The organism is Ruegeria sp. P10 (genome assembly GCF_056534925.1).
In genome coordinates, this window is the sequence record NZ_JBQERJ010000004.1 from 344,212 (window position 1) to 355,586 (window position 11,375).

At 59.8% G+C, this 11,375-nt stretch carries 11 protein-coding genes; 2 read left to right on the forward strand and 9 right to left on the reverse strand.

The features are described 5' to 3' along the window. Window positions 1-137 precede the first annotated feature (137 nt). The 9 genes from metG to ACR0FB_RS09610 form a co-directional block, all read right to left on the reverse strand. Window positions 138-1,883, reverse strand: a complete 1,746-nt coding sequence (metG, locus tag ACR0FB_RS09570) for a methionine--tRNA ligase (protein ID WP_480619198.1) — start codon at window positions 1,881-1,883, stop codon at window positions 138-140. A 285-nt stretch (window positions 1,884-2,168) separates the two neighbouring features. After that, entirely contained in the window at window positions 2,169-3,389 is a 1,221-nt protein-coding gene (locus tag ACR0FB_RS09575) for an MFS transporter (RefSeq protein ID WP_171632989.1), read from the reverse strand. Window positions 3,390-3,469: 80 nt separating this feature from the next. Further along, window positions 3,470-4,066, reverse strand: coding sequence for a YceI family protein (locus ACR0FB_RS09580; RefSeq protein WP_171632986.1), 597 nt, complete (start codon window positions 4,064-4,066; stop codon window positions 3,470-3,472). Beyond that, window positions 4,063-5,277, reverse strand: a complete 1,215-nt coding sequence (locus ACR0FB_RS09585) for an MFS transporter (RefSeq protein WP_480619200.1) — start codon at window positions 5,275-5,277, stop codon at window positions 4,063-4,065. Before ACR0FB_RS09585 ends, ACR0FB_RS09580 begins: the two co-directional genes overlap by 4 nt. Window positions 5,278-5,339: 62 nt before the next feature. Beyond that, the gene (locus tag ACR0FB_RS09590; RefSeq protein ID WP_152457744.1) at window positions 5,340-5,960 is read right to left on the reverse strand and encodes an ImuA family protein; all 621 of its coding nucleotides are present in this window, start codon (window positions 5,958-5,960) and stop codon (window positions 5,340-5,342) included. Window positions 5,961-6,008: 48 nt separating this feature from the next. Continuing rightward, entirely contained in the window at window positions 6,009-6,590 is a 582-nt protein-coding gene (locus tag ACR0FB_RS09595; protein ID WP_171632981.1) for a retropepsin-like aspartic protease family protein, read from the reverse strand. Between the two features lie 41 nt (window positions 6,591-6,631). Next, window positions 6,632-7,252 (reverse strand): MarC family protein, encoded by a 621-nt coding sequence (locus ACR0FB_RS09600; RefSeq protein ID WP_171632979.1) that lies wholly within the window; start codon window positions 7,250-7,252, stop codon window positions 6,632-6,634. Then, a complete protein-coding gene (locus tag ACR0FB_RS09605; RefSeq protein WP_480619203.1) occupies window positions 7,249-7,641 on the reverse strand; it encodes an ACT domain-containing protein in 393 nt (130 codons plus the stop codon). Before ACR0FB_RS09605 ends, ACR0FB_RS09600 begins: the two co-directional genes overlap by 4 nt. Beyond that, window positions 7,638-9,488, reverse strand: coding sequence for an ABC-F family ATP-binding cassette domain-containing protein (locus ACR0FB_RS09610; protein ID WP_480490010.1), 1,851 nt, complete (start codon window positions 9,486-9,488; stop codon window positions 7,638-7,640). The genes ACR0FB_RS09605 and ACR0FB_RS09610 overlap by 4 nt, the downstream gene beginning before the upstream one ends. 106 nt (window positions 9,489-9,594) lie before the next feature. On the opposite strand from ACR0FB_RS09610, the gene ACR0FB_RS09615 reads away from it, so the two are divergent. Both ACR0FB_RS09615 and ndk read left to right on the forward strand, forming a co-directional pair. After that, a complete protein-coding gene (locus tag ACR0FB_RS09615; RefSeq protein WP_480619988.1) occupies window positions 9,595-10,797 on the forward strand; it encodes a multidrug effflux MFS transporter in 1,203 nt (400 codons plus the stop codon). A gap of 114 nt (window positions 10,798-10,911) precedes the next feature. Further along, on the forward strand, window positions 10,912-11,334 hold the full coding sequence (ndk, locus tag ACR0FB_RS09620; RefSeq protein WP_068334875.1) for a nucleoside-diphosphate kinase: 423 nt from the start codon (window positions 10,912-10,914) through the stop codon (window positions 11,332-11,334). The last annotated feature ends 41 nt before the right edge of the window (window positions 11,335-11,375 follow it).

Sequence of the window (11,375 nt, forward strand, 5' to 3'; positions counted from 1 at the left end):
AGCGTGATGAGTCCCGCGCTGGTCAGGGCGGAGGTCAAAAGTTCAAGCACTTATGCTGGCTTAGGCCCTGACGCGGCCGCGTGGCCCAAACAAAAGGGGCCCGAAATGGGCCCCCCGGGTCTATTGTGCCGGACCGATCAGTCGCGAGTTCCCGCGAACCTGTCCTGCCATTCTTCGCGCTGTTCATCCGTTATCTTGGCGAACAGAACGTCTGGCACGGCAAAGTCGTGGCCGGACGGCAAGGCGTTCAATGCGGTGGCAACATCATCGGGCCAGCTGGTATCCAGAGTGTTCATCGCGCTCAGCATACGGGCCGAGGTTTCGGGGATGAACGGTGCGCTGAGAACGGCGTAAAGCCGGATCAGGTTCAGGCCAAGACGTACCTGCGCGGCGGCCTGCTCCGGGTCTTCCTTGAATGTCGACCACGGAGCTGCGGCCTGTAGATATTCATTTCCTGCGACCCAGATTGCCCGCAGCTCCTGCGCGGATTTGCGAACCTCCATCGCCTCCATATGGCCTTCATAGGCGCGGACACGTTTGGTGAGCTCTTCGATCAAGGCCTGTTCGCGGGGGCCGAACTGTCCACCTTCGGGCACGGTCTCACCAAATTTCGAGCGGCAGAATTTGGTGATGCGGCTGACAAAGTTGCCCAGAACGTCTGCAAGGTCCTTATTCACCGATTGCTGGAAATTCTCCCAGGTAAATTCGCTGTCGCTGCTTTCGGGTGCATGGCTCAGCAGCCACCAGCGCCAGTAATCGGCAGGCAGAATGTCCAGCGCCTGATCCATGAACACGCCACGGCCCTGGCTGGTCGAAAACTGGCCGCCGTCATAATTCAGGTAGTTGAACGACTTGATGTAATCCACCAGCTTCCAGCGCTCGGGTGATCCGGCCTCTTCATTATGCGCGTTGGTGCCTAGGATGGTGGCTGGGAAGGACAGGGTATGGAACGGCACGTTGTCCTTGCCCATGAACTGGACATAGCGCACGTCGTCCGCGCCCTTGTCGGTGCGCCACCAGCGTTCCCAATCCGCATCGGTCCTGCCGTTGGCATCGGCCCATTCCTTGGCGCAGGCGATGTATTCGATGGGGGCGTCGAACCAGACGTAAAAGACCTTGCCTTCCATCCCCGGCCAATCCTGATCGCCTTTCTTGACCGGTACACCCCAGTCCAGATCGCGGGTAATGCCACGGTCCTGCAACCCGTCGCCATCATGCAGCCACTTCTTGGCAATCGAAGTGGTCAGGACCGGCCAGTCCGTCTTGCTGTCGATCCACGCATCCAGCTTGTCCTTCATCGCGGATTGACGCAGATACAGGTGCTTGGTCTCGCGCACTTCCAGATCGGTGGATCCGGAAATGGCCGAGCGCGGCTCGATCAGGTCCGTCGGATCCAATTGTTTGGTGCAGTTTTCGCACTGGTCGCCGCGTGCGCGATCATAGCCGCAATTAGGGCAGGTGCCTTCGATATACCGGTCAGGCAGAAAGCGGCCATCGGCGTTGGAATACACCTGTTTCTCGCTGACTTCGCGGATCAGGCCCGCGTCATCCAGCTTGCCCGCAAAATGCTGGGTCAGGCGCTTGTTCTGGTCGCTGGACGAGCGGCCGAAGTGATCGAAGCTGAGACCAAACCGGTTGGCGATATCGGCCTGAATCGCATACATGTCGGCGCAATATTCCGCCACCGGCTTGCCAGCCTTGGCGGCGGCCAGCTCGGCGGGTGTGCCGTGTTCATCCGTGGCGCACAGGAACATGACCTCGTTCCCCCGGCCACGCTGGTAACGTGCGTACAAATCAGCCGGTAATTGCGAGCCGATCAGATTGCCGAGGTGTTTGATCCCGTTGATGTAGGGGATCGCCGAGGTGATGAGAATCCGAGCCATGATCCGTTTCCGCGTAACTGTCTGCGCGCCCGTCTACATGATGTGATCGCCCAGCAAAAGCCCGGCATTGACTTGCTTGTCGATTTAGACCCCGAAGGGAAGGAAAATCGTGCTGCCGCGACGGTCTGGATCGCGTTCCGGAGACGTAAAATGCCACTGAAGTGAACAGAGGGATCTCAACGCTGCGACTCCGAGTGGCAGCGCCTTCTCCTTGTTCCATACCGAACCGACCGAAAAGGACGGGGCGATCACAAAAGACATCCAAAAACGGGGGCGTTGGGTTGTTCAGTCTTCCCGTGATCGTTTCAGAAGGCGACCAATCGTGAATGAGGTGCGCGGGGCGTAAACATAATTCGTGCGCTCCTCGGGGGTGGGGCGAGACCGCATCCGCGCTAGACCAAACACGATCAGGAAGACATGCCCGAACGCCACGAAGGCAAAAAGGGCACCGGGGCCAAATTGCTGGATCAGGGTCGAGGTTATGTAGGGCGATGCAATTGCCCCCAAGGCAAACCAGAACATCAGGGCAGCCGAGAGTTCCACCCGTTCCTCGGACGTGGCAAAGTCGTTTGCGTGGGCGGAAGAGACCGAGAAGATCGGGAAGGTTGTCAGACCAAAGAACACGGCCGCCGACATGACTCCGATCGTTCCGGTGCCGCTGGCCGCCATGGTGACGCCGCAGCTGAATACCGCGGCAGCTGACAGCCAGATCAGCACCCAGCGCCGGTCATATTTATCAGCCAGCCAGCCGACTGGGTATTGAGCAAGCGCTCCACCCAGTACGAAAGAGGCCAGGAAGAATGCGATCTGATCGACGCCCAGTCCGACCTCTTGCCCGTAAACCGGACCCACCATTCGGAACGAGGCCGAACTGAGCGCGGCCACGATCACGCCAGCCACGGCCAAGGGTGAGCTGCGCCAAGCCAGCTTGGGTTTCAGACGGGGCGCGTCGGGTGTTTTGGGTTGGCTTGCTTTGGTCAGCGTCAGCGGCAGAAGTGACGCACAGCACAGGATCGCCAGCAGGTTGTACGAGACGTAAGAGGCCGGGGGCAGAACGGCGATAATCAACTGGGCGCACAGGGACGCGCCCATATCCGCGATCCGGTACGTTCCCATTGCACGTCCTCGGGTTTCATTGGTGACCTTCGCGTTCAGCCAGGCCTCGATCACCGTGTAAGCGCCTGCGACGCAGGTGCCCGAGGCCACACGAAGGGCGGCCCAGATATATGGGTTTTCGGTCAGCGTATGTCCGATGAGACCCATCGCACCCAACGCGGTGCAAACTGCAAATGCGCGCGAATGACCAACATTGCCCATCAGACGTGGCGCCCACCAGCAGCCGATGAAAAACCCCAGAAAGTGCGAAGACCCCAAAAGACCGATCTGCTCGGTCGTGAAATCCAGCGTGATGCCGGAAATGGCATCGAGTGGCCCGACGCCTCCTGTCGAAAGCTGAAGCAGAATGACCGAAAGAAACAGGGCGGCAAATGAAATGATCGTGCGCATGGTGGTCTCAGATTGGCAGGGTCGCCGCACAATGCGCGCATCAATTCGACTTTAGCGAGTCGTTTTTTGCCGTTCGGCGATCAGGTCGCGCGTATGATCTCGGCGCGGATGTCCAGGCCGACAGTGTCATCAACCAGGTCAGGATAGCCCGAAGCTCCGAAGTCGTGCCGGTTCAAGGCGCCCTTCAGACCAAAGGTCAGACGGCTGAGATCGTTTGCCGCACTTCCCGCCTGCCGGTACAGATTGGCCTCCAATGTGATCGGGCGGGTCACGCCGCGGACCGTCAGATCACCCGTGATCCGAGCGCCATCTGATATTCGCCCTTCCGCGCCCAGTTGTATGTCTGTTGACACAAACCGGATCGTTGGGTGCTGTTTCGCGTCCAAAACGCTGGGGCTGAGCATGGGCATACGGGCAAAGGGCAGCCGTGTTCTGGCTTTGCTGACGTCCAGTGTCACCGTGACCTGGCTGTTCTGTAGCCGACCTGTGTCAATCTGAACATCGGCGGTCCGGATCGGCATCGTCCCTGACTGTGTCACCCCCGCAAGATCAAAGGTGAACCCGACCCGGGTGCCTTCATCCGACAGGATGTATGGCCGCAATGCGGCTTGTGCTGCCCGGGTCAGGGGCAGGGTTGCCAGCCCGGCAAGCAGGCTGCGACGGGTCAGAAGGGTCATGCCATGACGCCTTCCCGTGTAGGGCGGGATCTTCTGAGCAGCATCAGAACGATTGCAATGTTCAGACCGTTCCAAAGGATGCCATTCACGAACGCCAGTTGGTAGCTTCCGGTGAGGTCGTAGATCCATCCTGACATCCAGCCACCGAGTGCCATGCCAAGAATAGTCATCATCATGACGAACCCGACGCGCGCACCAGCTTCTTGCGGCGGCATGTATTCGCGGACAATCAACGCATAGCTGGGCACGATGCCGCCCTGTGCCAGACCAAAGAGCAGACTGATGGCATAAAGCGACACCATTCCATCGTAGGGCAGGAACAGGAACAAGGCGATACATTGCAGGAGCGAACCGATCAAAAGCGTCAGGACCCCGCCCAGCCGATCTGCCAACAAACCCGAGATGATCCGGCTGACAACACCACCCAATAACATCAGTGACAGCATCTCGGCCCCGACCGCGGGCCCATATCCCAGCCCGACGCAATAGGAGACGATATGAACCTGTGGCATCGACATGGCGACACAACAACCGATCCCGGCCACGCCCAGAATATATTGGAGCGCGCGCGGTGATACACCGACACTTCGTGCATTGATTTTGGCGGATGCTGCGGCGGTGCTGTGTGCCTCGACCGGAACCCTGCGGCGTAGCAGCAGCGACAGGGGAATGACGACGACAAGCGTCAGCACGGCGAGCGTCAGATAGACCTGTTGCCATCCATCCCGCGCCAGAATTCCGGACAGCATGGTGGGCCAGATGGCGCCGGACAGGTAATTCCCACTGGCGACCAACGCGACGGCAATGCCGCGCCGTTTCATGAACCAATGTGAGATATCTGCGATCAGCGGGCCAAACCCAATCGATGTGCCCAGCCCCAGCAGGAGATGTGCCGCGGATAGCAACATTATGCTTGGTGCCAGCGTTGCCAGCACGTAGCTCAGCGCACTTAAGACGGCTGCTCCGATCAGGGCGCTGGTGACGCCCAGCCGGTCCACTACCTGCCCCAGCCACATGTTGCCCAGGGCAAAACCGATCATTGCCAGAGTGTACGGCATCGAGGCTTCGGCACGACCGGCCCCGAATTCGGTTTCAACTGCGGGCATGACCACGATCACGGCCCACATGCCGACATTCGCCACTGTTGCAATGGCGAGCGTGATCAGAAGGCGAAGCCAGGAATAGCGGCTGTCATGGATCGGATGGCTCATGTCGTGACGCTAGGGCGCGGCCCGGGTTTTGACCAGTCACTTCTTGCGTGATCCGTGTGGCTTTATGCTGGTGTGTCTTCGGTTTCGATCCGTTCCAGATGCAACCCGGCACGAGCGGCGGTCATGGTGGCCTGCCATGTGACCGGGGGCAGGGCACGGGCGCGGCGGCGTGTCAGAGCCCAGATCCGAGCCTCATCCCGATGGGTGGCCGCCATGTGCCAGCGCGTTTCAACCCCTTGCGCGCCGCCATCTCCGGGTGTCAGCAGCAAACCAAGCGGAGCCCGCCCCATCGCACCCCCCTGTTCGGCAGCCAGATGCATCCGGCGTATCGGCGTGAGCCCCGGTGCGCCGGGCAGGTCGCCGATTATCAGCGGAATGGCCCCGCTGCGCAGCGCCTCCTCCAGGCACCACAGCAGATCTTCGGCACGGGTGGGATGAACAAATATGAACCGGGCCGGATCGGCAAAGGCCATCATCCCATCGGGGTTCAGCTGGCCGGGTTCCCAGGCGGGGGAAATCCACAAGACCGGCCCCTGCGTCTGACTGGCCAGCCACATGGCAAAGCTGCGCCGGGCGGGGCCGCATGCCTCGTGCACGCGGCCCAGTTCCAGGGTGATCTGCGGATGGAGCTTTACCCCCGGTGCCTGACGCGCAGTTTTGTGGCCAAGAAGCTGAGTGGACATGCCGGAACACTAGCATGTTCTATTTTTGTTCTCAAGCTGCCCGGGCCGTCAACGAGACAAGATCAACTTACCATTTGCAAATTGGACGCTCGAGAAACGATGCAGATATTCCATCCCCAGAAGCGACTTGTCCAGCTCGCCCTCATTGACCCAGGCCGATACGTTCTGGTCGGTAATGGGCCCTGCGGTCAGGGTGTCAAGCCGCACCGGCGCCGTGCGCACCTCGCCGTTGGCGGTCAGGGCGCGGCCGAAATAGTTCAGTTGATCGGGATCGATGCCTACACGTTCTGCGTCCCGGGCACTGAGAACGATCTGGCTGGCGCCGGTGTCGACAAGAAAGTTGATCGGCTCACCATTCACCAAAACCGGAAGGTAATAGTGACCATCATAGGCACGAGGCACCTCGATCGCGTTGCCGGTGACGGTCATCTGCGGGGCAGGGCCAACCGAAGACCGTATGTCTTCCCACAAGCCGATGACGGCTATCACGCCAATAAAGATGAACACCCAGGCCATCATCTGTTGCAGGGTCTTGTTCAGCGATTGCCGGTTCTGAGAGATGAACCAGGCCACCACCGCTGCGCCGAGCAAGCTCAGATACGCCAAACGTGCAATGCTGTCGCCATCCATACCGTTATCCCAACAAGACTATCTGAGTGATACATGGGAATTCAGGACGCAAATCCAAAGGCCTTGAGGCCATCCAAGATGAACTGAACCGACAAAGCTGCCAGCAACATGCCCAGCAGGCGGGTCAGCACGTTCAGCCCGGTCTTGCCCAGAATACGGGCCACAGCGCCGGATGTCAGATACATCACGAACACCATCGCCAGCACGACCAGCATCACACCGATGACGATGGCCAACCCCTGTATACCGGGCTGCTGACCCGCAAGCAGGATCATCGTTGCAATCGATCCGGGGCCTGCAATCAGCGGGATGCCCAGCGGAAAGACCGATGGATCCGGGTGCTCTTCTTCCTCGGCGCTGGTTTCACGCCGTTTTGTTCGGCGTTCAAACAGCATGTCGAGCGCTGTCAGGAACAGCAGGACGCCACCTGCGACCCGGAATGCCTCCATCGAGATACCGACAAACCCCAGCAGGGCTTCGCCAAAGGCGGCAAACATGGCCAGAATGACGCCCGCCGTCAGACACGCGCGGATTGCGATCGAGCGGCGCGTGTTCCAATCCATGCCCTGGGTCAGTGCCACAAAGATCGGTGTTTGCGCAGGCGGGTCGAGCACCACGAATAGCGTCGTGAACGCAGTAATCAGGAATGCGCTGTCTATCACTGTTTGCTGCTCCGTTGCAGGTCTTGTAGGACCCGCAAGGCGTCTTGCGACTGCGCTGCGGGGACATAGATGTGGTCGTGGTGATATCCCGCGACCATGTTTGCAGGTATTCCCTGCCGCGCCAAAGCACCAGATACGGCAGCGGTAAGGCCCACGCCCTCCAGAGAGGAATGAACCTGCAATGTGATGCAGTGCATGGCGACCGTGTCTTGTGGCGCGCTGTCAATCGGGACGATCAGGGACAACCCCTCCGCCTCGACGCAGCTTGCACGTGTTCCGTCAGGCCAGGGTTTGTTGTCAGGCCAGACGACAAAGGCAAATTCACCGGGCTGCAAGTCGGGCTGCATACCTGCGATCATGGCGTCGGTGTCCGTGGTGGGCGTGCTCATGCGGTTTCTGCCTGTTCAAGCCGTTCGGCGGCCGCGACCCACAATGCCTCGGCTTTTTGCATGGCCTCGGTGACTTCGGTGAACTTGCGGTTCCAGGTTTCCAGATCGTTGATCCTTTCGTCCTCGTACAGCGCCGGATCGGCCAGTTTGGTCGAAAGCCTGTCGTGCATTTCCGTCAGCTTTTCGATTCGGTCCTCGCATTTGCGCAGATCCGCACGCAAGGCCAGTATCGTCTCGCGTGGGGGGCGTTTCGATTTGACCGCGCGGGGCTTTTCCCTGACAGGTCTGTCGCGCGCCAGCAGCAGGGACCGATAGGCTTCAAGGTCGCCGTCGAAAGGTTTGACGGTACCGTCCGAAACCAGCCAGAGACGATCCGCGACAAGGCTCAGCAGGTGCATGTCGTGACTGACCAGAACCACCGCGCCGGAATAGGCCGTCAGCGCCTCGACCAGCGCCTCGCGGCTTTCGATGTCAAGGTGGTTGGTCGGCTCATCAAGGATCAGCATATGGGGCGCGTCGATCGTGGCGAGCAGCAGTGAAAGCCGCGCTTTCTGTCCGCCCGACAGGCGCCCGACCTCGGTTTCCGCCTGATCCGCATTTAACCCGAACCCGGCCAGACGCGAGCGCCACTTGCCCGGCGCTTCGTCGGGGCGCAGACGGCGCAGGTGGTCCAGCGGCGTTTCGTCCACGTAAAGCTCATCCACCTGATGCTGTGCGAAATACCCGATGCGCAGCTTGTTGCTGCGGGTCATCTTGCCCCCCATGAGGGGCAGCCGGTCCGACAGCAGCTTGGACAAGGTCGACTTGCCCTGTCCGTTCTTGCCCAACAGCGCGATACGGTCATCCTGATCGATACGCAGGTTCAGGCGGCGCAGCACTTCGGTTTCGCCATAGCCGGTGACGCCGCCTTCGATCTGGATGATCGGCGGCGACAGTTCCTCGGGTTCCGGAAAGCTGAAGGCGCGCAGGGCGGCCTCTTGCGGGGTCGAGACCAGTTGGATGCGTTCGATCATCTTCAGGCGCGACTGGGCCTGAACGGCCTTCGACGCCTTATAACGGAACCGATCCACAAAGCTTTGCAGATGTGCGATGCGGGCCTTGGCCTTGGCGTTTTCCGATTCCGCCTGTGCCAGCCGTTCCGCACGGCGTTCCGCGAACTTGTCGTAGGGCACCGCGTAATAGGTCAGCTTGCGGTCTTCCAGATGCAGGATCGACCCCACGGCGCGGTTCAGAAGGCCGCGGTCGTGGCTGATGATAATGACCGTGTGCGGATATTTGGCTAGGTAGCTTTCCAGCCAAAGCGCGCCTTCGAGGTCCAGATAGTTGGTCGGTTCGTCCAGCAGCAGCAGATCGGGCTGAGAAAACAGCACCGCCGCCAGCGCAACGCGCATCCGCCACCCGCCCGAGAAATCCGAACAGGGGCGCTGCTGGTCTTCGTCGTCAAAGCCCAACCCCTTGAGGATCGAAGCTGCGCGGGCCTCGGCGGACCAGGCGTCGATATCGGCCAGACGTGTCTGAATCTCAGCGATGCGTATCGGGTCTTCGGCGCTTTCGGCCTCGGCCATCAATGCACTGCGTTCGCTATCGGCGGCCAAGACCGTGTTGATCAGCGAGACGTCAGAGGAGGGCACCTCTTGCGCCACGCCACCAATCCGAGCGCGTTTCGGGACCGAGATATTTCCCGATTCCAAAGCCAACTCGCCCCGGATCAGGCGGAACAGCGTGGTCTTTCCGGTTCCGTTCCGACCGACAAGGCCAACCTTGTGACCATCGGGAATTGTCGCGGTTGCGCCGTCAAACAACGGGCGACCTTCAACGGCATAGGTGATGTCTTCGATCCGTAACATGGGGCGCTCTTAGCAGAGCTGTGTTGCCACCGCCAGCGGCTCGGCATGTTCAAGCTTTCAGCAATGTGATAGCGCTGTGTCGTTTGCTATTCAGAACGGTTTTCACATGCGCGCGGCCCGGACACCTCCGCACTTGGTCACTCTGATCTTTGCCACGGCACTGTCGGTTTTGTCATTGAACATGTTCCTGCCGTCTCTGGCCCAAATGAGTACGGATTTCGGTGTGGATTATGGCTTGGTTAACCTGTCGGTTGCCGGGTATCTGGCGGTCTCAGCCGTGTTGCAACTGATCATGGGTCCGCTTTCCGATCGTTACGGGCGCAGACCGATACTTTTGATGTGCATCACCATCTTCGTCATCGCCTCAATCGGTTGCTCTCTGGCCGAGGCCATTTGGACCTTTCTGGGCTTTCGTCTTTTGCAGGCCGCGGTGGTGGCTGGGTCAGTTCTTTCAAGCGCATCGATCAGAGATCGGTATCCGCCGAATGAGGCTGCAAGCAAACTGGGGTATGTGGCGATGGCCATGGCTTTGGCCCCAATGCTTGGCCCTATGCTGGGTGGGACACTCGACATGCTCTTTGGCTGGCGCTCGGGATTTGTTCTTTACACTGTGCTGGGGGCAGGGCTGCTGGTTTTGCTTTGGTTCGACATGGGCGAGACCAATACAAACCGCTCTTCAACTTTTACAGCCCAATTGCGCGAGTATCCGGATCTGTTTCGCGCCCGCCGATTCTGGGGTTATGCCTTATGCGCTTCGTTTTCGATTGGTGGGTTCTACAGCTTCATCACCGGTGCGCCATTGGTCGCCGCCGCGTGGTTTGAACTGAGCCCTGCCATGTTGGGACTTGGGATTGGTATCATAACAGGCGGGTTCATGGTCGGTAACTTCGTTACTGGTCGGATCGCGGCACGGACACGTCTGACCACAATGATCCTGATCGGCCGCGTTGTGGCTTCGACCGGGCCATTCTGCGGATTGCTTCTGTTCATCGCCGGGCTGGGGTCAGTCTGGGTATTCTTCGGTTCGGCCATCTGCGTTGGGTTCGGCAATGGACTGACCAATGCAAACGCTTCGGCAGGGGTCATGTCCGTGCGACCCAAACTGGCAGGCAGCGCGGCAGGGTTGTCCGGGGCGATGGTGGTCGGGCTTGGCGCGATCCTGACCTCGATGACGGGTGCGTTTGTCAGCCCTGAAAACGGGCCGTTTCTGGTTCTGGGCATGATGTGGGCCAGCAGCTTTGCAGGTCTGCTTGCAGTGCTTTACGTTCGGCGTCTGGACCGGACAGACCCTTTGCCGGATACATTCTGAGCGCCAAAGCGGCAGGCAAACCATCATAACACTTTTCATGAGCGAAAGACCGTGATACGCGGCGCGCGATGGATTTCGGCGCGGACCCGCGCCACATTGTAAGGAGAGGCCGACATGGCACTGGAACGTACATTCTCGATCATCAAACCCGACGCAACGCGCCGCAATCTGACTGGAAAGATCAACGCCAAGTTCGAAGAAGCCGGGCTGCGTATCGTTGCGCAGAAGCGCATCCACATGACCAAGGAACAAGCCGGCAAGTTCTACGAAGTGCACGCCGAGCGCCCGTTCTATGACGAACTGTGCGAATTCATGTCTTCGGCTCCGGTCGTTGTTCAGGTTCTGGAAGGCGAAGGTGCCATTGCGAAGAACCGTGAAGTTATGGGTGCAACCAACCCGGCGGACGCAGCACCGGGCACCATCCGCGCCGAGTTCGCTGAATCGGTTGGCGAAAATTCGGTTCACGGTTCCGACGCTCCGGAAACCGCGGCTGTTGAGATCGCATATTTCTTCTCGGGCATCGAACTGGTCGGCTAAGCCGGTTTTTTGCCGAAAGATCGGGCCGCTCCGCCAGGAGC